The 22,605-nt window shown below is 70.3% G+C and carries 24 protein-coding genes and 5 tRNA genes; 20 read left to right on the top strand and 9 right to left on the bottom strand.

The features are described 5' to 3' along the window. Positions 1-142: 142 nt before the first annotated feature. From AB0C46_RS24240 to AB0C46_RS24225, 4 genes are all read right to left on the bottom strand, one after another. The gene (locus AB0C46_RS24240; protein ID WP_362830198.1) at positions 143-736 is read right to left on the bottom strand and encodes an ATP/GTP-binding protein; all 594 of its coding nucleotides are present in this window, start codon (positions 734-736) and stop codon (positions 143-145) included. Beyond that, positions 717-1,127 (bottom strand): DUF742 domain-containing protein, encoded by a 411-nt coding sequence (locus tag AB0C46_RS24235; RefSeq protein WP_030087818.1) that lies wholly within the window; start codon positions 1,125-1,127, stop codon positions 717-719. The genes AB0C46_RS24240 and AB0C46_RS24235 overlap by 20 nt, the downstream gene beginning before the upstream one ends. Positions 1,128-1,228: 101 nt before the next feature. Beyond that, positions 1,229-1,642, bottom strand: coding sequence for a roadblock/LC7 domain-containing protein (locus AB0C46_RS24230; RefSeq protein ID WP_018087200.1), 414 nt, complete (start codon positions 1,640-1,642; stop codon positions 1,229-1,231). 9 nt (positions 1,643-1,651) lie between these two features. Continuing rightward, positions 1,652-5,455 (bottom strand): nitrate- and nitrite sensing domain-containing protein, encoded by a 3,804-nt coding sequence (locus AB0C46_RS24225; protein WP_362830197.1) that lies wholly within the window; start codon positions 5,453-5,455, stop codon positions 1,652-1,654. 593 nt (positions 5,456-6,048) lie between these two features. Between AB0C46_RS24225 and AB0C46_RS24220 the strand changes: the two genes are divergently transcribed. From AB0C46_RS24220 to AB0C46_RS24180, 9 genes are all read left to right on the top strand, one after another. After that, entirely contained in the window at positions 6,049-6,231 is a 183-nt protein-coding gene (locus AB0C46_RS24220; RefSeq protein ID WP_362830195.1) for a hypothetical protein, read from the top strand. 82 nt (positions 6,232-6,313) lie between these two features. Then, a complete protein-coding gene (locus AB0C46_RS24215; RefSeq protein WP_362830193.1) occupies positions 6,314-7,087 on the top strand; it encodes a fumarylacetoacetate hydrolase family protein in 774 nt (257 codons plus the stop codon). Beyond that, positions 7,080-8,561, top strand: a complete 1,482-nt coding sequence (gene gltX / locus AB0C46_RS24210; RefSeq protein ID WP_362830192.1) for a glutamate--tRNA ligase — start codon at positions 7,080-7,082, stop codon at positions 8,559-8,561. Before AB0C46_RS24215 ends, gltX begins: the two co-directional genes overlap by 8 nt. Before the next feature lie 80 nt (positions 8,562-8,641). Next, positions 8,642-9,367, top strand: a complete 726-nt coding sequence (locus tag AB0C46_RS24205; protein WP_362830191.1) for an HAD family hydrolase — start codon at positions 8,642-8,644, stop codon at positions 9,365-9,367. An 89-nt stretch (positions 9,368-9,456) separates the two neighbouring features. After that, positions 9,457-9,528 (top strand) — tRNA-Gln (locus tag AB0C46_RS24200). 21 nt (positions 9,529-9,549) lie between these two features. Next, positions 9,550-9,622, top strand: a tRNA-Glu gene (locus AB0C46_RS24195). Between the two features lie 62 nt (positions 9,623-9,684). Next, positions 9,685-9,757 (top strand) — tRNA-Glu (locus AB0C46_RS24190). Between the two features lie 16 nt (positions 9,758-9,773). Further along, positions 9,774-9,845 (top strand) — tRNA-Gln (locus AB0C46_RS24185). Between the two features lie 41 nt (positions 9,846-9,886). After that, positions 9,887-9,959: transfer RNA gene (locus AB0C46_RS24180), tRNA-Glu, on the top strand. Positions 9,960-10,003: 44 nt separating this feature from the next. On the opposite strand, the gene AB0C46_RS24175 is transcribed toward AB0C46_RS24180, so the two are convergent. Then, positions 10,004-10,651, bottom strand: a complete 648-nt coding sequence (locus AB0C46_RS24175; RefSeq protein ID WP_362830190.1) for a MerR family transcriptional regulator — start codon at positions 10,649-10,651, stop codon at positions 10,004-10,006. Positions 10,652-10,729: 78 nt separating this feature from the next. Here AB0C46_RS24175 and AB0C46_RS24170 point away from each other — a divergent pair, with 78 nt between their 5' ends. Then, complete coding sequence (locus tag AB0C46_RS24170) at positions 10,730-11,212, top strand: DUF4188 domain-containing protein (protein WP_362830188.1); 483 nt, start codon at positions 10,730-10,732, stop codon at positions 11,210-11,212. Between the two features lie 127 nt (positions 11,213-11,339). Here AB0C46_RS24170 and ndgR read toward each other — a convergent pair whose 3' ends face one another. Further along, entirely contained in the window at positions 11,340-12,056 is a 717-nt protein-coding gene (gene ndgR, locus AB0C46_RS24165) for an IclR family transcriptional regulator NdgR (RefSeq protein ID WP_026169203.1), read from the bottom strand. Between the two features lie 174 nt (positions 12,057-12,230). Here ndgR and leuC point away from each other — a divergent pair, with 174 nt between their 5' ends. From leuC to AB0C46_RS24140, 5 genes are all read left to right on the top strand, one after another. Further along, complete coding sequence (leuC, locus tag AB0C46_RS24160) at positions 12,231-13,661, top strand: 3-isopropylmalate dehydratase large subunit (protein ID WP_362830186.1); 1,431 nt, start codon at positions 12,231-12,233, stop codon at positions 13,659-13,661. 3 nt (positions 13,662-13,664) lie between these two features. Continuing rightward, a complete protein-coding gene (leuD, locus tag AB0C46_RS24155) occupies positions 13,665-14,258 on the top strand; it encodes a 3-isopropylmalate dehydratase small subunit (protein WP_362830185.1) in 594 nt (197 codons plus the stop codon). A 136-nt stretch (positions 14,259-14,394) separates the two neighbouring features. Further along, positions 14,395-14,640: a hypothetical protein gene (locus AB0C46_RS24150; protein WP_362830183.1), complete on the top strand. Its 246-nt coding sequence runs from the start codon at positions 14,395-14,397 to the stop codon at positions 14,638-14,640. 125 nt (positions 14,641-14,765) lie between these two features. Beyond that, positions 14,766-15,425 (top strand): HU family DNA-binding protein, encoded by a 660-nt coding sequence (locus AB0C46_RS24145; protein WP_362830182.1) that lies wholly within the window; start codon positions 14,766-14,768, stop codon positions 15,423-15,425. A gap of 157 nt (positions 15,426-15,582) precedes the next feature. Continuing rightward, positions 15,583-15,786, top strand: a complete 204-nt coding sequence (locus AB0C46_RS24140) for a hypothetical protein (protein WP_362830180.1) — start codon at positions 15,583-15,585, stop codon at positions 15,784-15,786. Here AB0C46_RS24140 and cofC read toward each other — a convergent pair. Beyond that, entirely contained in the window at positions 15,767-16,480 is a 714-nt protein-coding gene (gene cofC / locus AB0C46_RS24135; RefSeq protein WP_362830179.1) for a 2-phospho-L-lactate guanylyltransferase, read from the bottom strand. The genes AB0C46_RS24140 and cofC overlap by 20 nt on opposite strands. 140 nt (positions 16,481-16,620) lie before the next feature. Between cofC and AB0C46_RS24130 the strand changes: the two genes are divergently transcribed. From AB0C46_RS24130 to AB0C46_RS24120, 3 genes are all read left to right on the top strand, one after another. Next, the gene (locus tag AB0C46_RS24130; RefSeq protein ID WP_362830178.1) at positions 16,621-17,487 is read left to right on the top strand and encodes a lysophospholipid acyltransferase family protein; all 867 of its coding nucleotides are present in this window, start codon (positions 16,621-16,623) and stop codon (positions 17,485-17,487) included. Further along, positions 17,484-18,485 (top strand): NAD(P)H-dependent glycerol-3-phosphate dehydrogenase, encoded by a 1,002-nt coding sequence (locus AB0C46_RS24125; RefSeq protein ID WP_362830176.1) that lies wholly within the window; start codon positions 17,484-17,486, stop codon positions 18,483-18,485. Before AB0C46_RS24130 ends, AB0C46_RS24125 begins: the two co-directional genes overlap by 4 nt. 130 nt (positions 18,486-18,615) lie before the next feature. Beyond that, positions 18,616-19,752: a D-alanine--D-alanine ligase family protein gene (locus AB0C46_RS24120; protein ID WP_362830175.1), complete on the top strand. Its 1,137-nt coding sequence runs from the start codon at positions 18,616-18,618 to the stop codon at positions 19,750-19,752. A 50-nt stretch (positions 19,753-19,802) separates the two neighbouring features. On the opposite strand, the gene AB0C46_RS24115 is transcribed toward AB0C46_RS24120, so the two are convergent. Further along, positions 19,803-20,282, bottom strand: a complete 480-nt coding sequence (locus AB0C46_RS24115; protein ID WP_362830174.1) for a DUF3515 domain-containing protein — start codon at positions 20,280-20,282, stop codon at positions 19,803-19,805. Positions 20,283-20,303: 21 nt separating this feature from the next. Continuing rightward, on the bottom strand, positions 20,304-20,537 hold the full coding sequence (locus tag AB0C46_RS24110; RefSeq protein ID WP_362830173.1) for an Lrp/AsnC ligand binding domain-containing protein: 234 nt from the start codon (positions 20,535-20,537) through the stop codon (positions 20,304-20,306). A gap of 158 nt (positions 20,538-20,695) precedes the next feature. Here AB0C46_RS24110 and AB0C46_RS24105 point away from each other — a divergent pair, with 158 nt between their 5' ends. After that, entirely contained in the window at positions 20,696-21,664 is a 969-nt protein-coding gene (locus AB0C46_RS24105; RefSeq protein WP_362830172.1) for a thiamine-phosphate kinase, read from the top strand. Positions 21,665-21,738: 74 nt separating this feature from the next. Then, positions 21,739-22,554 carry a bifunctional hydroxymethylpyrimidine kinase/phosphomethylpyrimidine kinase gene (thiD, locus tag AB0C46_RS24100; protein WP_362830171.1) on the top strand — a complete coding sequence of 272 codons (816 nt, stop codon included), beginning with the start codon at positions 21,739-21,741 and terminating at the stop codon, positions 22,552-22,554. Positions 22,555-22,605: the final 51 nt, after the last annotated feature.

The following is a 22,605-nucleotide window of genomic DNA, read 5'->3' as shown; positions in this document are numbered from 1 at the left end:
TATGAAGCAAAATTGTGGGCGTGTCGAAGGACACAGATCCACTCACGGATGCCGGAAACCGGTCCGGGGCAGGGGGCGCACCCCCGGCGGTGACAACTGCCGTACGGCCCGCGCCGGACGCGGGGCGGGCCGGTCCGGCGAGCTACTGCAGCCGCGCCATCAGCGCGTGCTCCACGAGCGTGATGAGCGCGCTCTTGGCCTCGTTGCGGTGCCGGGCGTCCGTGGTGATGATCGGGGCCCCCGGGCCGATCTGCAGCGCCTCACGCACCTCGTCGGGCGTGTGGGGCTGGTATCCCTCGAAGCCGTTGAGGGCGATGACGAACGGCAGTCCGCTGTTCTCGAAGTAGTCGACCGCGGGGAAGCAGTCGGCGAGACGGCGGGTGTCGACCAGCACCACCGCGCCGATCGCGCCACGGACCAGGTCGTCCCACATGAACCAGAAACGGTCCTGACCCGGTGTACCGAACAGGTACAGGATCAGGTCCTGGTCCAGGGTGATCCGGCCGAAGTCCATCGCCACGGTCGTCGTGGTCTTGTCCTGGACGTGGCTGAGATCGTCGACGCCCGCCGAGGCGGAGGTCATCACGGCCTCGGTGCGCAGCGGGTTGATCTCTGAGACGGCCCCGACGAACGTGGTCTTGCCCACGCCGAAGCCCCCCGCCACCACGATCTTGGCGGAGGTCGTGGCGCGGGCCGTAGTCCCGTCCGAACCGCTGTCAGAGCTTGCGAAGTCCACTGAGCACCCTCTCGAGCAAGGTCACGTCCGGCGTGCCACCGGCCTCACCACTGCCGCCGGGCTGGTGGATCGCCACCATGCCGGCCTCTGCCAGGTCCGCGACCAGAATCCGCGCCACACCCAGCGGGATGTGCAGCAGTGCGGAGACCTCGGCGACCGACTTCACCTCACGGCACAGATGGCAGATCCGCTGGTGCTCGGGCAGCAGCCCGGGCAGCTGAGAGGGGTCGGCGGTCGTGCTGACCAGCGCCTCTATGGCGAGCTGGTAGCGCGGCCGGGTCCGGCCTCCGGTCATGGCGTACGGGCGCACCAGCGGCTGGTCACCTTCGCTCCCGTACGGCGCTTGGCTATAGGCGCCGTACGGGCCGGAAGTGGCAGGTGGCGGGGTCATGGGTCCTCCGGGCGGGACAACTGACTGTCGTCGGGTTGGGCCGGTGGGGGGTGCGGCACATGGATGGTTGGTGCTGGACGGAGCGGCGCTGCGGGCGCCGTTCAGTGCAGCAGGCTGCCCTGCAGTTCGGCGCGCAGATCCGGCGTCAGTACCGTGCCCGCGCGGTCGACCAGCAGAGCCATTTCGTAGCCGACCAGGCCGATGTCGCACTCGGGGTGCGCCAGTACGGCCAGCGACGATCCGTCGGAGACGGACATGATGAACAGGAATCCCCGCTCCATCTCCACGACGGTCTGATTGACCGTTCCCCCTTCGAAGATGCGGGACGCGCCGGAGGTCAGCGAGGTCAGGCCGGAGGCCACCGCCGCCAACTGGTCGGCACGGTCGCGGGGAAAGCCCTCGGACATGGCGAGGAGCAGACCGTCCGCGGAGACCACCACCGTGTGCGACACCCCGGGGGTGTTGTCCACGAAGTTGGTGATCAACCAGTTCAGGTTCTGCGCCGCCTGGCTCATCGGACTCAACTAACGCTCCTGCTGGTGAGTGGGATCGACAATGCCGTGGGTGCCGGTGGACGACGTCCCGGCCTGCCGGCCTTGCTGAATACCCCGACGGAGATTGGTCAGCCGCCCGCGCACATCGCTGGGCGCACGCGAGACCTGGGGACCGCTCTGGGTGGACTGCTGCTGTTGTGCGGTGCCCGCGACGAGGTTCGCGCGCGGGACCCGGCGGGGCAGTCCGGAGGTGGTGATCCCGCCCGCGGCGGGCTGGCGGATCTGCTCCGCCTGCCGCCACGTCTCGTCGTTCGGCGAGCTGCGCCACTGGCTGGCGGCGTCGGCCGGCGCTGCGCTGCGCGCACCGTTGACCGCTGCGTCGTTGCGCGTGCCGTTGACCGGCGCGTCATTGCGCCCGCCGTTGGCCGGTGCCTCGCTGCGCGCGTCGTTGCGTGCCTCGCCGCGTCCTGCGCCGTCCTGCGCGGCCCCGCGGCGCGGCAGCCGCGGGGCGTCGGGCTCGGCGGCGTCCTGGGGCGGTACACCGGCAGCGGCGGCCGCCGGGTGGTTGAACCAGTTGGACTCGATGGTGTCGAAGATCGGGGTACGGCCGTCACCGGGACCGGCGTCCGCATCGCCGAGCACATCGGCGGACGGCGCACCGCTGTCCTGCGACTGCGGCACCGGGAACTGCCCGGTGCCCTGCGACGCGTCGGCGTACGCGGCACGGTCGGCGTCCGGCCGCTGGTACTGGCCGGTGTCGAACTGCCCGGTGTCGCCGTCGGGTCGCTGGTACTGGCCGGTGTCGCTGTTGGGCTGCTGGTACTGGCCGGTGTCGCTGTCGGGCCGCTGGTACTGCCCGGTGTCACTGTCCGGGCGCCGGTACTGGCCCGTCTCGTACTGGCCGGTCTCGTACTGCCCCGTGTCGCGGTCCGGCAGGGCGAACTGCCCGGTGTCCCCGGGACCGTTGGCCGCGCCCTGGCCGACCGGACGCGCGCCCTGCGGGCGGCGCCCGCCCTGGGAGCCGTCCGCGGCGGGCGGCGGACCGTTGAAGTCGGGACGGGCGAACGCCGCGGTGTCACCGGGGCCGCCGCCGGGCGCGGGCCGCTCGAAGCTGCCGGTGCTCTCCGGCTCCTCGTGGCCACGCGGCCGGTCCTGCGTCTCGCGGGGCGTCAGCGGCCAGTCGTCGGAGCCGCCGCGGTCACGGCGTGCGCCCCAGCTCGTACCGCCGGGCTGCTGAGCACCCTGGCCGCCCTGACCGCCGGCGGGCGGACCGCCCGGCAGCTCGGCCGCGGGACCGCGGGCCGGCAGCTGCGGACGCTCCTCGCGGCGCGGGGCGCCGGTCGGCGGTGCCACGGTGGGCGCCGGGCCGTTGTCCGCGCCGCGGGTGGGCAGCGAGGGACGTGAGCCGGCGGGACGGCCGGCGGCCGGGCGTGCGTCGCCGCCCTGCGCCGGGGCACCAGGGGAGCCCCCGCCGGGAGGATTCGCGCCGGGAGGGGCCGTACGGCCGGACGGCGCCGCGGCACCGAAGGCGTTCGGCGCACCGCCGCCGGGGCCACCGCGACCGGGCAGCGCAGGGCGCCCGCCGGCCGAGGGACCCGAACCGACCTGACCGCGCGGCTGCAGTCCCGCGAGCCGGCTGGACTGCCCGCCGCCGTGGTCGCCGCCGCCCTTGGCGTTGCTCGGCGCCGGCTTCTTGCCGCCCTGGGCGAGGTCCACCGGCAGCATGACCAGCGCGGTGGTGCCGCCGGAGTCGGAGGGCCGCAGCTGGATACGGATGCCGTGCCGCAGCGACAGGCGGCCGACCACGAACAGACCCATGCGCCGGGACACCGAGACGTCCACGGTCGGCGGGCTGGCGAGCCGCTCGTTGATGGACGACAGGTCCTCGGGCGACAGACCGATGCCGGTGTCGTGGATCTCGACCAGCACCCGGCCGTCGGGCAGCGCGTGGCCGGTGACCTTGACCTTGGTCTGCGGCGAGGAGAACGAGGTGGCGTTCTCCAGCAGCTCGGCGAGGAGGTGCACGAGGTCGTTGACGACCCGGCCCGCGACCTCGGTCTGTGGTACGGCGTTGAGTTCGATCCGCTCGTACTGCTCCACCTCGGAGGCGGCGGCACGGAGCACGTCGACCAGCGGCACCGGCCGCGTCCACCGGCGCCCCGGCTCCTCACCGGCGAGGACCAGGAGGTTCTCACCGTTACGGCGCATGCGGGTGGCGAGGTGGTCGAGCTTGAAGAGGGAGGAGAGCTGGTCCGGGTCGGCCTCGCGGGACTCCAGTTCGGAGATCAGCGAGAGCTGACGCTGGATCAGGCCCTGGGAACGGCGCGAGAGGTTGGTGAACATCGCGTTGACGTTGCCCCGCAGCAGCGCCTGCTCGGAGGCGAGGCGGACCGCCTCGCGGTGCACGTCGTCGAAGGCCGCGGCCACCCGGCCGATCTCGTCCCGGCTGTGCACACCGACCGACTCGACGGAGGTGTCCACGTCCTGCGGGTCGGACTCGGACAGCTGCTTGACCAGCTCGGGCAGCCGGTCCTGGGCGACCTTCTGCGCGGTGTCCTGCAGCCGGCGCAGCGAGCGGACCATGGACCGCGCCACGACGAACGCGCCGACCAGCGAGACGCCGAGGACGAGCAGGATCAGCGCACCGCTGATGATCGCGGTCTGGGTCGCCTCGTTGCGCAGCTCGCGGGACTTCTGCTCCATCTCCGAGAGCAGCGTGGTCTCGATGCGCGACATCTCATCGATCTTGATGGTGTCGGAGTCGTACCAGTCGAGGTACCGGTAGTCCTGGCTGCGGATGCCGGAGCCACTGGCGAAGGCGCGGTGCGCGAAGGCGACCGCGGCCTTGATCTCGGCGTTGTTGCCGTCCAGGCCGCGGGTGAGCGCGCCGGCGCTGTTCTCGCCGTCGCTGGTGTAGATCTGCGAGAAGCGGTCGCGGGCCGCCTTCTCGTTGTCCTCGGCGCTGCGGCCGGACAGCCGGTCGTTGGAGGACAGCTGCGGGCCGCCGTCGTGGGCGAGGCCGGCACTGACCAGGGCGCGCTGGATCGACGCGTACTCCTTGGCCGACGAGAACGCCGCCAGCGCACGGGTACTGCGGATCATCTGCGGGTTGCTGGTCGCCTGCGCCATGTCCTGCGAGAGCGACAGCAGGGAGTCGATCAGCTGGTTGTAGCTGGTGATGGTCCGCGCCGCGTTGTCCTCGTCCTTGTAGGCGCTGTTGCGGATCTCGTTCAGGGTGTTGAGCTGGCGGGTGATCTCCAGGACGGTCGCCCGGACACCGGTCATCGTGGCGTCCTGGCCCCGGATGTCATCGGTGGCCTCGTTGAACGAGAGCCGGGCGCGGTCGGTCGCCTCGCGCGGCGCGACGACGTTGGCATCGTCCTTGGCGTTCCCGCTGCCGGCCAGCGGACCGGCCGACTTGTCCCGCTCCACCTGCAACGCGTCGGCGAGCTCGGTCGCCTGCCGCGTCATCTCGGTGAGCAGCTGCATCTTGTCGAGCTGGTCGATGTTCTCCAGCGACGTGCCGATGCGCATGCCGCCCAGCGTGGTCGCGGCGACCACGGGCAGCGCGAGCAGGGAGACCAGACGGGTACTGATGCGCCAGTTGCGCAGCGCTATTCGCGAACCGGGGCCACTGGGACCCTTCGACACCTTGGGCTTACCGCTGTCCGCGGCGTCATTGCCCGGCGCCTGGCCGCCCCCGTCGACGGGCAGCGTGCTGCCCCCGGCGGAACCGTTGCCCTGGGCGCGCTGGGGCGAGGAGGCGCGGTCGCTTCCGCCGCGCAGCTCCGGGTCCGCCGCAGCGCTGCCATCCCTCTTGAAACGTCCCTGCACTAGCGTCGCAACCTCTGGACCAGGCGTCCCACCTCGGCGGGACGGTGTCGAGTCGTATGGGGGACCGCTAAGCCCCCCCCATGGCGGTCGTGAATGACCGGCGGGCTGCCCTCTCCGGTCGGAAGAGAACGGCACCACCGCGCGGCGCTTCGTTGCGCCCTGCGCGCCGGCTGAAACGTGCGGCGGTCCGTGGAATTCCAGCACAGTGCAGGATCTCCAACAAGAGCGGAGCCCCGCACTGTGACTTGGGTGACGCAATGTACGGAGCACGTCACGACTTGTAGAAGGTTCTGCCGTCGATAACGGACTTTTATCCGCGAGTCGGCCGTCCCTCCAGGCTGTCCCAGGTGCGGTGATCGGGAGCGGAACGTGCACTTCAATCCGCCATTGTCCGATTCGCCCAGGGTTGTTGATCATGGGAAATGCGGCATTTGTCACACAGTTCGTGAGCAAACTCACAGGAAGATCATTGAGTCCCCCCGCACGTCGCAGGGAATAGCGCGCTTAGCCTGACGCTTTACACAGTTGCCAAGAATGACAAGGCAGCTTTCCGCAAGCCCTTTCCCGACTTCGATGACGCGAGGCATGCAGCAGTGAAGACGACGACGATGTTCCGCAACATAGCCAACCCGCGGCGCACCACCCTGGCCCACCTCGACGACGCCGGAGAGCTCGGCACCGAGGCAGCGGAGCACACCGTCGACCTGCCGACCCAGACGGCCAACCCCCGCCGCACCGTCCTGATGGTCGCCCCCCAGCAGGACGTCACGGCGTAATTCGGCGACGGACCGGCAGCGGCCCCGCGATAGCCTGGAGTGTCAACTCCGGCCAGTGATCAATGAGGGGCAACAGCAACCCGTGCGCATCGCCAGATTCTCCATCGACGGCAACGTCGGCTTCGGCGTCCTCGAAGGCGACGAACTCGACGTCATCAAGGGTCATCCCTTTGCGGAATTCGAGCGCTCGGGCCAGAAGGTCCCCCTCGACAAGGTCCGGCTGCTGCCGCCGGTCCTGCCCAACAAGGTCGTCGCGGTCGGCCGCAACTATGCCGAACACGCCGCCGAGCTGGGCAACGCCGTCCCGGACGCCCCGCTCGTCTTCTTCAAGCCGTCCACCTCGGTGATCGGCCCCGGCGACCCCATCGCGTACCCCTCCTTCTCCCAGGAGGTGCACCACGAGGCGGAGCTCGCCGTCGTCATCGGCCGGATGTGCCGTGAGGTGCCCCGCGAGCGCGCCAAGGACGTGATCCTCGGCTACACCTGCGCCAACGACGTCACCGCCCGCGATGTGCAGCAGCGCGAGAAGCAGTGGGCACGGGCCAAGGGCTTCGACAGCTCCTGCCCGCTCGGACCCTGGGTCGAGACCGGGCTCACCCCCGAGGACATCGCCGCCGGCCTCGCCGTGCAGTGCACGGTCAACGGCGAACAGCGCCAGCTCGGCCGCACCAGCGACATGGTCCGCCGGGTCGAGGACCTGATCGTCCACATCACCGAGGCGATGACCCTGCTCCCGGGCGACGTCATCCTCACGGGCACCCCGGCCGGGGTCGGCCCCCTCAACGTCGGCGACGAGGTCGCCGTCACCATCGAAGGCATCGGCACTCTCACCAACAAGGTGATCAAGCGTGGCTAACGCGACCCCCGTCCGCGTCCGTTTCTGTCCCTCCCCGACCGGTAACCCCCACGTCGGCCTGATCCGTACCGCCCTGTTCAACTGGGCCTACGCTCGGCACAACAAGGGCACCCTGGTCTTCCGGATCGAGGACACCGACGCGGCCCGCGACTCCGAAGAGTCCTACAACCAGCTGCTGGAGTCCTTCCACTGGCTCGGCTTCGACTGGGACGAGGGCCCCGAGGTCGGCGGCCCGCACGCGCCGTACCGCCAGTCCCAGCGCATGGACCTCTACAAGGACATCGCCGACAAGCTCCTCGCCGCTGGCCACGCCTACCACTGCTACTGCACCACCGAAGAGCTGGACGTCCGCCGCGACGCCGCCCGCAAGGCCGGCAAGCCCTCCGGCTACGACGGCACCTGCCGCGAGCTGACCGCCGGGCAGAAGGCCGCGTACGAGTCCGAGGGCCGCTCCGCCATCGTCCGCTTCCGGATGCCCGACGAGCCGATCACCTTCACCGACCTGGTGCGCGGCGAGCTGACCTTCACCCCGGAGAACGTTCCGGACTACGGCATCGTCCGCGCCAACGGCGCCCCGCTGTACACCCTGGTCAACCCGGTCGACGACGCCCTGATGGGGATCACCCACGTCCTGCGCGGCGAGGACCTGCTCTCCTCCACCCCCCGCCAGATCGCCCTCTACAAGGCCCTGATCGAGCTGGGCGTGGCCAAGGAGATCCCGGCCTTCGGCCACCTCCCCTACGTCATGGGCGAGGGCAACAAGAAGCTCTCCAAGCGCGACCCGCAGGCCAACCTCAACCTCTACCGCGAGCGCGGCTTCCTCCCCGAGGGCCTGCTCAACTACCTTGCGCTGCTCGGCTGGTCCTTCTCCGCCGACCAGGACCTCTTCTCGGTGCAGGAGCTGATCGAGAAGTTCGACATCGCGGACGTCAACGCCAACCCGGCCCGCTTCGACCTGAAGAAGGCCGAGGCGATCAACGCCGACCACATCCGGCGCCTGGACCTGGACTCCTTCATCAAGGCCTGCGAGCCCTGGCTGAAGGCCCCGCACGCCAACTGGGCCCCCGAGGACTTCGACGAGGCCGCCTGGCGGGCCATCGCCCCGCACGCCCAGACCCGCCTCACGGTCCTCTCCGACATCACCGCCAATGTCGACTTCCTCTTCCGCACGGAGCCGGTCGAGGACGAGGCGTCCTGGACGAAGGCGATGAAGGGCGACCCGGCGGCCCTGCTCACCACCGCCCGCGCCAAGCTCGACGCCGCCGACTGGACCTCCGGCCCCGAGCCCCTCAAGGAGGCCGTCCTGGCCGCCGGCGAGGAGCACGGCCTCAAGCTCGGCAAGGCCCAGGCCCCCGTCCGGGTGGCCGTCACCGGCCGCACGGTGGGCCTGCCCCTCTTCGAGTCCCTGGAGATCCTGGGCAAGGAGCGCACCCTCCAGCGCATCGACGCGGCCCTGGCCAAGCTGGCCGGCTGACCCCCCTGTGCCCCTGGGCCCGGACGCCGCACGGCTTCCGGGCCCGTGGCATGTCCGGAGCACTTCGCTAGATTGCCACCATGCCCCTGCGCGCCGTCCTGTGGGACCTCGACGACACCCTCTTCGACTACACCGGATCGGACCGGGCCGGTGTGCTGCGACATCTGCGGACGGAGGGGATCCTCGACGCGTATGGCGGCGAGGAGGTCGCTCTGGAGCGCTGGCGGACGGCCATGGAGACCGAGTTCGCCCGCTTCCTCGCCGGTGAGGTGGGCTTTCTCGACCACCGCAGGGGCCGGGCCCGGACGTTTCTCGGGACGCCGCTCTCCGACACCGAGGCGGACGCCTGGTTCGGCCGGTACATCGCGCACTACGAGGCGTCCTGGACGCTCTTCCCGGACTCCGCGCCCGCACTGGCGGCCCTGGCCCCGCTGGTACGGCAGGCGGTGCTGTCCAACGCCTCCACCGCCAACCAGGAGCGCAAGCTGGCCGTCCTGGGGATCCGTACGCGCTTCGAGGCGGTGTTCTGCGCCGATGAACTGGGCCACGCCAAGCCGGCCGAGGAAGCCTTCAAGAGGGCCTGTAAGGCGCTCGGCCTAACCCCCGGCGAGGTCCTCCACATCGGCGACAAGCTCGACATCGACGCGCTCGGCGCGCGGGACGCCGGGCTGACCGCCGTATGGCTGGACCGTGCGGGCACCGGGGAGGAGCCGCCCGAGGGGGTGCGCCGGATCGCGAGCCTGGCGGAGCTCCCCGAGCTGTTGCGCGGAGTTATCGGTTTTGGTGCGCCGTCCACGATCAGGTAATGTTCTTCCTGCGCCGCCCGAGAGGGCCGAAAGGCCCGGCCGGGAAGCGTAAGTCAAAATGAAACCCCCTACGGGGGGTTGCGCTTTGATGGCCTATGGTGTAATTGGCAGCACGACTGATTCTGGTTCAGTTAGTCTAGGTTCGAGTCCTGGTAGGCCAGCTCGCAGAGCTTATCTGCAAAGCCCCCGTTGTGTAGCGGCCTAGCACGCCGCCCTCTCAAGGCGGTAGCGCCGGTTCGAATCCGGTCGGGGGTACAGATCCTTCCCAGGGAGACAGTCCGGGTCGCACCCGCTGTCGCTCATGCAGGATCGCTAGGGCCCCCGTTGTGTAGCGGCCTAGCACGCCGCCCTCTCAAGGCGGTAGCGCCGGTTCGAATCCGGTCGGGGGTACTGGTCTAAACCACCATGGGCTATGGTGTAATTGGCAGCACGAGTGATTCTGGTTCATTTAGTCTAGGTTCGAGTCCTGGTAGCCCAGCGCGGTGTGTCCTCAGGACACGTCCAACTGCAGGAAAACTTGCCCCCGTTGTGTAGCGGCCTAGCACGCCGCCCTCTCAAGGCGGTAGCGCCGGTTCGAATCCGGTCGGGGGTACAAGAAGAGAAGGCCCCCCGCATCACGCGGGGGGCCTTCTCGTGTCAACTGCCGCTTCCGAAGCGCCTGTTGGCCTCCTCGGCCTCCGCCAGCCGGCGCAGACTGAGCAGCACCGGCTCATAGAGCACGGTCAGGGCGACCGCCGCCTCCACCTGCTCCGCCGGGGTCTCGAACTCCTCGACCAGATCCAGGTCGACGACGGCGAGCTGTGCCGCCTGCTGGGCATAGGGCAGCAGATGCGGGATATCGCAGGCGTAGTCGAGGCGGTGCAGCGCGGCGAGGGCGGCGACGAGCATGCCGAAGGCGCAGGAGCTGTCGGCGATCTCCAGGTTGAAGTGCCAGTCGAGCCGCCTCAGCAGCTCCGTGGCCGTGCGCCGGGCGACGGCCGTCGAGGCGGTGCTCTCGTCGGGTTCCGGGCCGTGGGGGAGCGCTTCCACGGCGATCCCGAGGCGGGAGAGCTGGTCCTGGGAGTCGTCCTCGACGGCGGCCAGGATCTCCCGGGCGGTGTTCACGGGGATCCGGCCGACCTGGATCAGGGCCCGGATCAGCCGCAGCCGCCGCAGATGCTCCTCGTCGTATTCGGACCGGGTGGCGGTGATCCGGCGGCCCGGCGGCAGCAGCCGTTCGCGCAGGTAGTACTTGATCGTGGCGGTGGACACCCCGCTGCGCTCGCTCAGCTCCGCCAGTCGCATACCCCTTGCACCTTCCATTGGAGAGTGTCACTATCTAATCATGGATAGTTACGCTATCCAGTATGGGAAGGAGCTGCCATGAGTGGCAAGCCGGTGCAGGGACGGATGACGGCGGACGGTGGTCGGGAGGTGGTGGTCTTCCTCATCGGAATGCGCTTCAACAGCTGGCGCGCGGTGCGCAGTTGGCTGCCGGTGTTCCTCGCCATGCCGCGCATGATCAAGGAGCTGGCCCGGGATCCGGACAGCGGGATGATCGGCTACCGGCTGCTTCCCGGACTGCCGAGGAACTTCGCCGTCCTGCAGTACTGGGACTCGAAGGAGAAGCTGTTCGCCTACGCCGCGGATCGGAGCGGCGAGCACCGGCCGGCCTGGGCGGCCTTCAACCGGCGGGCGCGGGAGGGGCGGAACAAGGTCGGCTTCTGGCACGAGACCTATGTGGTCCCGGCGGGCTCGTACGAGAGCGTCTACGTCAATATGCCGTCGTTCGGGCTGGGGGAGGCCCTGGGGACGGTGCCGGTCGGCCGCCGCGGCGAGCGGGCCGCGGACCGGATGGCGGCCTGAGGGCCCGGGTGGCCCTGCGCTGTCCGCGCGGGGCCACCCCTTTCCGGCGTCGTGACCGCAGCCGACCACGGCTCCTGCCCCGCCCCGCCCCGCCGCGGGGTGCCCTGCGGGGTGCCCCGCGGGGCGCTCAGCCGGTGCGCCGCAGGCCCTCGGAGAGGCGGGCCGCCGCGTCGATGACCGCCTGGGCGTGCATCCGGCCCGGGTGACGGGTCAGCCGCTCGATCGGGCCGGAGACCGATACGGCGGCCACCACGCGGTTCGAGGGGCCGCGCACGGGGGCGGAGACCGAGGCCACGCCCGGCTCCCGCTCGCCGATCGACTGGGCCCAGCCGCGGCGCCGGACGCCGGACAGGGCGGTGGCGGTGAAGCGCGCGCCCTGCAGACCGCGGTGCAGCCGCTCGGGCTCCTCCCAGGCCATCAGGATCTGGGCGGCCGAGCCCGCCTTCATGGGGAGCGTGGAGCCGACCGGGACGGTGTCCCGCAGTCCGGACAGCCGCTCCGCCGCTGCCACGCAGATCCGCATATCGCCCTGCCGGCGATAGAGCTGCGCGCTCTCGCCCGTCACATCGCGTAGGTGGGTGAGCACCGGACCCGCCGTGGCCAGCAGGCGGTCCTCACCGGCCGCCGCGGCCAGCTCGGACAGCCGCGGGCCGAGGATGAACCGGCCCTGCATGTCCCTCGCCACCATCCGGTGGTGTTCCAGAGCCACGGCCAGCCGGTGGGCCGTGGGTCGTGCAAGCCCTGTCGCCGCGACCAGCCCGGCGAGGGTGGCCGGACCGGACTCCAGGGCACTCAAAACCAGAGCTGCCTTGTCGAGAACGCCGACGCCGCTAGAGTTGTCCATGCAACGATACTCGCGTCTCACACTGTGAAACGCAAGTTCAATTTTCCAGGGAAGTCGTCAATCTGTAGGTGTGGCCCTGGACCAGGGCTCGGCGTAAGGCCCGGCAAGGGGATTTCTGCGGGCATCGCGCACAGACGAGAAAGGCCGGCACTGCGGCCGGCCGGAGGGAAAGCGATGGGACGGACACTCGCGGAGAAGGTCTGGGACGACCATGTCGTCCGGCGCGCGGAAGGCGAGCCCGACCTCCTCTTCATCGATCTCCACCTCCTGCACGAGGTCACCAGCCCGCAGGCGTTCGACGGCCTCCGCAAGGCCGGCCGCCAGGTGCGCCGTACGGACCTGACCATCGCCACCGAGGACCACAACACCCCGACCCTCGACATCGACAAGCCGATCGCCGACCCGATCTCGCGCACCCAGCTGGAGACGCTGCGCAAGAACTGTGCGGAGTTCGGGGTCCGGCTGCACCCGCTGGGCGATGTCGAGCAGGGCGTTGTCCACGTCGTGGGACCGCAGTTGGGACTGACCCAGCCCGGCACCACCGTGGTCTGCGGTGACAGCCACACTTCCACCCACGGAGCCTTCGGCGCGCTGGCGTTCGGTATCGGCACCAGCCAGGTCGAGCATGTGCTGGCCACCCAGACGCTGCCGCTGGCGCCCTTCAGGACCATGGCGATCACCGTCGACGGTGAGCTGCCCGAGAGCGTCACCGCCAAGGACCTGATCCTGGCGATCATCGCCAAGATCGGCACCGGCGGCGGCCAGGGCTACGTGCTGGAATACCGCGGTTCGGCCATCGAGAAGCTGTCGATGGAAGCCCGGATGACCATCTGCAACATGTCGATCGAGGCGGGCGCGCGGGCCGGCATGATCGCCCCGGACGAGACCACCTTCAGCTATCTGCAGGGCCGTGACCACGCCCCGCAGGGCGAGGACTGGGACGCCGCGGTCGCGTACTGGAAGACGCTGCGCACCGACGACGACGCGGTCTTCGACGCCGAGGTGCACATCGACGCCTCCTCGCTGGCGCCGTTCGTCACCTGGGGCACCAACCCCGGCCAGGGCGCGCCGCTTTCGGCGAACGTCCCCGACCCGGCTTCGTACGAGGATGCCTCGGAGCGGTACGCCGCCGAAAAGGCCCTGGAGTACATGGGGTTGACGGCGGGTCAGCCGCTGCGCGAGATCAGTGTGGACACCGTCTTCGTAGGTTCGTGCACCAACGGCCGTATCGAGGACCTGCGCTCCGCGGCCGGAATCCTGGAAGGCCGCAAGGTCGCCGACGGCGTACGGATGCTGATCGTCCCCGGCTCGGTGCGGGTCTCCCTGGAGGCCGTCGCCGAGGGGCTGGACAAGGTCTTCACCGCGGCGGGCGCCGAATGGCGGCACGCGGGCTGCTCGATGTGTCTGGGGATGAACCCCGACCAGCTGGCTCCCGGTGAGCGCTCCGCGTCCACCTCCAACCGCAACTTCGAGGGCCGGCAGGGCAAGGGCGGTCGTACGCACCTGGTCTCACCGCAGGTCGCCGCCGCAACGGCGGTTCTCGGCCATCTGGCCTCACCGGCCGATCTGTCCGATGTCGCCGTCGCCACGCCCGCGGGAGTCTGAACCATGGAAGCTTTCACCACCCACACCGGCCGGGCCGTCCCGCTGCGCCGCAGCAATGTCGACACCGACCAGATCATCCCGGCCCACTGGCTGAAGAAGGTCACCCGCGACGGTTTCGAGGACGGGCTGTTCGAGGCCTGGCGCAAGGACCCGGAGTTCGTCCTCAACCAGGAGCGGTACAAGGGCGCCACGGTGCTGGTCGCCGGCCCCGACTTCGGCACCGGATCCTCACGTGAGCACGCCGTCTGGGCGCTGCAGAACTACGGGTTCAAGGCCGTCATCTCCTCGCGGTTCGCGGACATCTTCCGCGGAAACTCCCTCAAGAACGGGCTGCTGACGGTGGTCCTGCCGCAGGAGACCGTCGACCGGCTGCAGACGCTGCTGGAGGCCGACCCGGCCGCCGAGGTGACGGTCGACCTCGTCGGCAGGCAGGTCCGCGCCGAGGGCATCACCGCCGACTTCGAGCTGGACGAGAACGCCCGTTGGCGGCTGCTGGAGGGGCTGGACGACATCAGCCTCACCCTTCGGGAGGAGTCGTCCATCGTGGAGTACGAGGCGAACCGGCCGCCGTTCAAGCCGCGTACCATCGAGGTCTGACCTCGGGTTTTATGGCTCAAAGCTATATTGCGTACGATGCGCCCCCTGTGCAGTTGGCAGGGGGCGCTTCTGCTTGTCGAGGCGGCTGTTGAGGCCCCGTGAAGCGACAACTCGCCGCAGATGGCACAATTAGCGCATGGAACGCGACGACCAACTCAAGCTCTACGGTCTCGTCGCCGACCGGCTCAAGGACGCACATACAAGAGTGCGGACACTGCAAGTCCCGGAGGGCGTACGGATGGCGCTGACCCGGAAGCTGCTCGTCATCACGGCCGCGGCTAAACACGATCTTGCGGACGCGGCAAGGCGTCTGGAGTGGTTCATGGCTGACCTCGACGAAGGTCGTTATCCCGAAGATGTGCACGCCGACGGAAGTCCGTGAAGGTCGAGTTCGTTGCGGCACAAGGGTGATTAGCCCGTTTCGTGTTTGATTTGCGGTATATATCTGCCTAACGTGCGAAAAAGCTTGGAAACTTTCGTTCCAGCAATGTCTCCGAAGGGGAAGACGTGAACAAGGCGCAGCTCGTAGAAGCCATTGCCGACAAGCTCGGCGGCCGCCAGAACGCCGCGGACGCGGTGGACGCCGTACTGGACGCAATCGTCCGCTCAGTTGTCTCCGGCGACCGCGTTTCGGTCACCGGATTCGGCTCGTTCGAGAAGGTTGACCGCCCTGCTCGCTATGCCCGCAACCCGCAGACGGGTGAGCGCGTGCGGGTCAAGAAGACCTCGGTGCCGCGCTTCCGCGCCGGTCAGGGCTTCAAGGACCTGGTGAGCGGCTCGAAGAAGCTCCCCAAGGGGGGCGAGGTCTCCGTCAAGAAGGCGCCCAAGGGCAGCCTCTCCGGCGGTGGCGCCATCAAGAAGGCCGCCGCGAAGAAGGCCACCGCCAAGAAGGCCGCCGCGAAGAAGGCGGCACCGGCGAAGAAGGCGGCGGCGAAGAAGACCACCGCGGCGAGGAAGGCCACCGCCAAGAAGACGACGGCGAAGAAGGCGACCACGGCCAAGAAGGCCACCGCCAAGAAGACGACGGCGAAGAAGGCCGCCCCCGCGAAGAAGGCGACGGCGAAGAAGACCGCCCCCGCGAAGAAGACGACGGCGAAGAAGGCCCCCGCGAAGAAGGCCACCGCACGCAAGACCACCGCCAAGAAGACCACCGCCCGCAAGCGGTAATCCCTCAGCGGCGACGCCACGTGTGGGGCCGGTCTCCCTTCGGGGAGCCCGGCCCGCGGTGTGTCCGGCCGCCGTCCGGACGAGTGGGCCCCAGGCCCTTTCGGCGCCGTACGGGCGGCCGAAGGGGCCTGGGACCTCCTCGTCTAGGCTCTCTCCCATGCAGGCCACCGCGTATACGTACGACTCCGAGACCCGCTCCGGCAGTGTGCTGCTGGACGACGGCACCCCGCTGCCCTTCGACGCGGCGGCCTTCGACGCCGGCGGTCTGTTGCTGCTGCGGCCCGGTCAGCGGGTCCGTATCGACCTCACCGGCGAAGGGGATGCCCGGCGGATCGCCCTGATCACGCTCCAGACGCTCTGACCTGCGGGGGCCGCAGCCGCTCAGCCCCCTCCGGCGCGGCCGTCCCCGGCGCGGAACCCGGTGCCTGGAGTGCCGTGTGCGGGCCCACGCCCAGCGCCAGCGCGGCCAGCAGATCCTCGCCGGTGTCCACGTCCCGGCGTACCGAGGGTGCTTCCGGCCCGGTGATCTCCTGCGCTCCGGACGCCAGGTGACGGGCCCGCGACGCACCTCCGAATGCCGGTTCCAATTCCACTCCGGAAGTCGCGGTCAGAAGTGTTGTCCCGATTTCCGCCGCATCCGCGAGAAATGCACGGGGAAATAGCGAAGCGGAATGGAGCACCAGTTCCAGCTCGGCGGGGCGCAGTGCCGGAAGGTCGGCGTTCAGCGCGGCGACCGCCGCGCCCGGGCGACGCGCCCGGACCGCGCTCGCGCCATGGGTCAGCGCCGCGTTGAGTCCGCGGGCCGGTGCATCGGGCACGATCCGCGCGCCCAGCGCCGCCAGGCGCTCCCCGGCCAGCTGGTCATCCGTGACAACCGCCACATCCCGGACGTTCGCGCAGGCCAGCGCCGCTTGTACGGTGTCCAGGGCGAAAGCGAGGGCCAGCCGCGGCCGGAACTCCTCACCCGCCGCCCGGGAGAGCCTGCTCTTGGCCCGCACCAGCGGTTTCAGCGGCACCACCAGGCTCCAGCCCACATCCGCTCCGTCTCGTCGCATCGGCGCCATTCTCACCTGCCGCCGCCGCTCTCCGGGAGCGTCGGGGTTACGGTGTCCTCGACATAGCGGGTACCTGGGGCGACACTTGTGCGGCTGCCGGCCCGCAGCAGCTTCGCAGGTCCCACAAGGAGGGTGTCCCAGTGTCCCGCCGCAGAATCGGCTTCTGGTACCGCTTGGCCGCGGTCATCTGCAAACCGCCGCTCCTGGTTCTGTTCAAGCGGGACTGGCAGGGAATGGAGCACATTCCGGCCGACGGCGGATTTATCACCGCGGTCAACCACAACTCGTATCTCGATCCGCTCTCGTATGCGCACTATCAGTACAACACCGGGCGGGTCCCCCGATTCCTCGCCAAGGCCGGACTCTTCAAGAGCGGCTTTGTCGGCCTGATGATGCGCGGCACCGGACAGATCCCCGTGTACCGGGAAACCACCGACGCCGCCAACGCGTTCCGCGCCGCCGTCACCGCCATCGACAAGGGCGAATGCGTCGCCTTCTACCCCGAGGGCACCCTCACCCGCGACACCGAGCTGTGGCCCATGCAGGGCAAGACGGGTGCCGCGCGGGTGGCACTGCTGACGAAGGCGCCGGTCATTCCCGTCGCACAGTGGGGCGCCAACGACGCGATGCCGCCGTACGCCAAGGAGAAGAAGCTCCGTCTCCTCCCGCGCAAGACGCTGCGGGTGAAGGCGGGACCGCCGGTCGACCTGAGCGCCTTCTACGACCGGGAACCGACCGCCGAGGTGCTGCGGGCCGCCACCGACGTCATCATGGCCGCGATCACCGAGCAGCTGGCCGCCGTCCGCGGCGAGCCCGCGCCGGCCGAACCGTACGACTGGCGCAAGGCGATCGCCCGGGAGCGCCGCGCCGCCCGGCAAGCCGCCAAGGCCACCCAGGGTGCCGGAGCGGTCAGGACCCCCGCCGAACCGGCCGCCGCCACCGAACCGGCCGTCGGCCCGCAGCAGGCCCGAAGCACCCAGCAGGCACAGGAGGATGAAAGCAAGTGACGCGCTGCGCCGTCTACGGCACGGGGTCCTGGGGCACCGCCTTCGCGATGGTGCTCGCCGACGCGGGATGCGAGGTGACCCTGTGGGGGCGCCGCGCGGCCCTGGTCGACGCCATCAACAACGGCCGTACGAACCCCGACTATCTGCCGGGGGTCGAGCTCCCCGCGTCCGTACGGGCCACCACCGACCCGGCGGAAGCGGCGCGCGGCGCGGAGTTCGCCGTGCTGGCCGTCCCCGCCCAGACGCTGCGCGGCAATCTCGCCGAATGGGCGCCCCTGCTGCCCGCCGACACGGTCCTGGTCTCCCTGATGAAGGGCGTCGAACTGGGCACGGCCAAGCGGATGAGCGAGGTCATCGAGGAGGTCGCCAAGGTGCCCGCGGAGCGGGTCGCGGTGCTGACCGGCCCCAACCTCGCCAAGGAGGTCGCCGCCCGGCAGCCCGCCACCGCGGTCGTGGCCTGCGCCGACGAGGCGGTCGCCCGGCGCTTCCAGGCCGCCTGCCACACCCCGTACTTCCGCCCGTACACCAACACCGACGTGGTGGGCTGCGAACTGGGCGGTGCGGTCAAGAACGTCATCGCGCTCGCCGTCGGTATCGCCACCGGTATGGGCCTGGGCGACAACGCCAAGGCGTCCCTGATCACCCGGGGTCTCGCCGAGACCACCCGGCTCGGCCTCGCCATGGGGGCCGATGCGCACACCTTCGCCGGCCTGGCCGGCATGGGAGACCTCGTCGCCACCTGCTCCTCGCCGCTGTCGCGCAACAACACCTTCGGCACCAACCTCGGCCGGGGAATGACGCTCCAGGAGACCATCGCGGTCACCAAGCAGACCGCCGAGGGCGTCAAGTCCTGCGAATCCGTGCTGGATCTGGCCCGCAGGCACGGTGTCGACATGCCGCTCACCGAGACGGTCGTGGAGATCGTCCACGAGGGCAAGCCGCCGATGGTCGCCCTCAAGGACCTGATGTCGCGCAGCGCCAAGTCCGAGCGGCACTGAGAACGGCGCCGAAATGTCCCGTCCGGCGCGGTCCGCCGGGGCCCCGTCGCCCACGGCACCCCGGCGCGACGCCACCAACGGCCGCCGCAGCACTGACTCCGCGCCGGTCAGCAGGTACCCTCAACCCGATATGAGCAGCGAGACCTCCTCCCACAAGCCCCGCGTCGCCGTTGTGTTCGGCGGCCGCAGCTCCGAGCACGCCATCTCCGTGCTCACGGCCGGCGCCGTGCTGCGCGCCATCGACCGTGAGAAGTACGACGTGCTGCCCATCGGCATCACCACGGACGGCCGCTGGGCGCTGACCGCCGACGACCCCGAGCGGATGGCCATCGCGGACCGGCAGCTGCCCAGTGTGGCCGAGCTCGCCGAGTCCACCGAGGGCGGCGTGGTGCTCCCCGTCGACCCGACCAACCGCGAGGTCGTCTACAGCGAGCCGGGCTCGGTGCCCAAGGCGCTCGGCGAGGTCGACGTCGTCTTCCCCGTCCTGCACGGCCCCTACGGGGAGGACGGCACCCTGCAGGGTCTGCTGGAGCTCTCCGGAGTGCCCTACGTCGGCTCGGGCGTGCTCGCCTCCGCCGTCGGCCAGGACAAGGACTACATGAAGCGGGTGTTCGCCTCCTTCGGGCTGCCGGTCGGCCCGTACGAGGTCATCCGCCCGCGGGAGTGGGAAAAGGATCCGGCAGCCGCCCGCCGGAAGATCGTGGACTTCGCCGCGGAGCACGGCTGGCCGCTCTTCGTGAAGCCCGCCCGGGCCGGTTCGTCCATGGGCATCACCAAGGTCGACGACCTCGGCGGCCTGGACGAGGCGATCGAGGAGGCCCGCCGGCACGACCCCAAGATCCTCGTGGAGTCGCTGCTGCGCGGCCGCGAGATCGAGTGCGGGGTGCTGGAGTTCGAGGACGGCCCGCGGGCCAGCGTGCCGGCCGAGATCCCGCCGGTCACCGCGCACGACTTCTACGACTTCGAGGCCAAGTACATCGACTCGGCCGACGGGATCGTGCCCGCGCCGCTGACCGCCGAGCAGACCGCGCAGGTCCAGGAGCTGGCGGTCGCGGCCTTCGAGGCGGCGTCCTGCGAGGGCCTGGTGCGTGCGGACTTCTTCCTGCAGGACAACGGCGAGTTCGTGATCAACGAGATCAACACGCTCCCCGGATTCACGCCCATCTCGATGTACCCGCGGATGTGGCAGGAGAGCGGTGTGAGCTACCCGGAGCTGATCGACCGGCTGCTCCAGGCCGCGCTGCACCGCTCCACGGGGCTGCGCTGAGCCTCGCAGGCGGCCCGGGGCCGGTCCTGCCCTGATCCGGCGGACCGGCTCTAGATCCCTACGGGAACGGTCTTCTTCACGGCGCCCGCGAGGTCGGTGAGGGCATCGACCTCGGGGGCGTACTTCCCGGGCACCGTCACCTCGACATAGGCCTTGCGCAGTACGGTCGTGAAGCGATAGCCGTCGTCCTGCTTCTCGAAGAGCCATCGGACCCCGTTGACTTCCGCCGCGTCGGCGTAGGGGTTGTAATGTTCACTCCCGTGCGTCAGGACGTCGGGCTTCGGTACCCCGCAGCGCAGTTTCACGGCAGGATCGCCCCACATGGCAGTGAAGTCGGAGACCGGCTCGGCGGTGGCCCGCTTCAGCCCGTCCACGGTATGCGGCAACTCCTCGTGGAGCGCCTTGCAGTACCGCGCCGCCGCACCTTTGGGGGAGGGGACGGCCACGTCCTCGGAAGGGGAACAGCTCACCGCGGCGAACAGCACGGTGAGCGCGGGCAGGGCCAGGTGCCGACGGCGCGCAGAGATCACCCGGCCGAGGATACGGGGGAGCTAGAGATGCACGACCGGGCAGGTAAGGGTGCGGGTGATGCCTTCCACTTGCTGGACTTTCGCGACCACCATGCGACCCAGCTCATCGACGGTGCCGGCCTGTGCGCGCACGATGACGTCATAGGGCCCGGTCACGTCCTCGGCCTGCAGCACGCCTTGGATCTTGGAGATCACCTCAGCTACCGCCGAGGCCTTGCCGACCTCGGTCTGGATCAGGATGTAGGCCTGTACCACGGAACCTCCAGGGCGGCTACGAGGATCATGTGGGAAGAAGGGACGCCACGGTACCGCGTCACCGAGCGGAGCGGGGAGACCCGCGCGGTGAACTCGGCAAGTACGGCACAGTCGTCAGCCACGTACGGACCGTCCGTACACATGGGAAGGGCAACAGCATGAAGGGCACCGTGGGCGAGCTGGGGGAGTTCGGGCTGATCAGGGAGCTCACCTCCCGGCTCACCTCCACTCCGGCCGTACGGATCGGGCCGGGTGACGACGCCGCGGTGGTCACCGCGCCGGACCGGAGGGTGGTCGCCAGCACCGACATCCTCCTGGAAGGCCGGCACTTCAGGCGCGACTGGTCCACCGCCTACGACGTCGGCCGCAAGGCCGCCGCGCAGAACCTCGCCGACATCGCGGCGATGGGCGCGGTGCCCACCGCGATCCTGCTCGGCCTGGTCGTCCCCGCGGAACTCCCCGCGACCTGGCCGACCGAGCTGATGGACGGGCTGCGCGACGAGTGCCAGGTGGCGGGCGCCGCGGTCGTCGGCGGGGACGTCGTACGCGGCGACACCATCACCGTCGCCATCACCGCACTCGGCGACCTGCGCAACCAGGAGCCGGTCACCCGGGCCGGCGCCCAGCCCGGCGACGTGGTCGCCGTGACCGGCTGGCTCGGCTGGTCCGCCGCCGGGCACGCCGTCCTCTCCCGCGGCTTCCGCTCGCCGCGCGCCTTTGTGGAGGCCCACCGCCGCCCCGAGCCGCCGTACCACGCGGGACCGGCGGCGGCCGGACTCGGCGCCACCGCCATGACGGACGTCAGCGACGGGCTGGTCGCCGACCTCGGGCACATCGCCGAGGCCAGCAAGGTCCGGATCGATCTGCGGTCCGCGGGCATCGACATCCCCTCGCAGATGTCCGACATCGGCACCGCCGTCGGCGTGGACCCGATGCAGTGGGTGCTCAACGGCGGTGAGGACCATGCGATCGTGGCCACCTTCCCGCCCGATGTGAAGCTGCCCGCCCGGTGGAAGGTCATCGGTGAGGTGCTCCACCCCTCCGCGCTGCCCCAGGTGACGGTGGACGGCGCCCCGTGGGTGAAGGCCGGCTGGGACCACTTCGGAGACAACGGGGACGCCGAATAGTCCCGTGAGGGATACGGGCGGCACGATACGGGCGCCCGCAGGACCGAGGTGTGCCGCCGAGTAGATTCGGCGGTATGCACATACCTCCACGCGTCCTGACCGTCGCCGGGTCCGACTCCGGCGGCGGCGCGGGCATCCAGGCCGACCTGAAGACGATGCTGGCGCTCGGCACCCACGGCATGAGCGTGCTCACCGCCGTCACCGCGCAGAACTCCCTGGGCGTGCAGGGCGCGTGGGAGCTGCCCGCCGAGGCCGTACGGGCCCAGTTCCGCAGCGTCGTCGACGACATCGGCGTGCAGGCGGTGAAGACCGGAATGCTCTCCTCGGCCGAACTCGTCGAAACCGTCGCGGAGCTGCTCGCCGGACTGCGGGTCCCGGTCGTCGTCGACCCCGTAGGGGTCTCCAAGCACGGTGATGCGCTGCTCGCCGCCACCGCCCTGGACGCGGTCCGCGGCGCGCTGCTGCCGACGGCCACCGTTGCCACCCCCAACCTGGACGAGGTCGCCCAGCTGACCGGCGTACGGGTCGAGGAGGAGGCCGACATGCGGCGGGCGGCCGCCGCGATCCTGGACTTCGGGCCGCGCTGGGCGCTCATCAAGGGCGGCCATCTGACCGCCGGCCACGGGTCCGGCGACAGCGCCGTCGATCTGCTCACCGACGGCACCGAGGAGCACTGGCTGCGCGCGCCCCGCCACGACAACCGGCACACCCACGGCACCGGCTGCACCCTCGCCAGCGCACTGGCCGCGCAGCTCGCCCAGGGGGACACCGTCCCGCAGGCCGCCGCGGCGGCGAAGGCCTATGTCACCGGCGCCATCGCGGCCGGTTTCCGGCTGGGCGCGGGGATCGGCCCCGTGGACCACGGCTGGCGCTCGCGCGGCGCGCACTGACACCGCGCACGGCGGCGCTGCGGCCCGGCGCCGCCGGGGCCGGGCCCGCCC

The sequence above is a fragment of the Streptomyces sp. NPDC048637 genome (assembly GCF_040650675.1).
In the GTDB taxonomy this organism is placed as follows: Bacteria; Actinomycetota; Actinomycetes; order Streptomycetales; family Streptomycetaceae; genus Streptomyces.
Note: the sequence above shows the minus strand (reverse complement) of the source record. Positions and strands in the feature narration are given on the sequence as shown.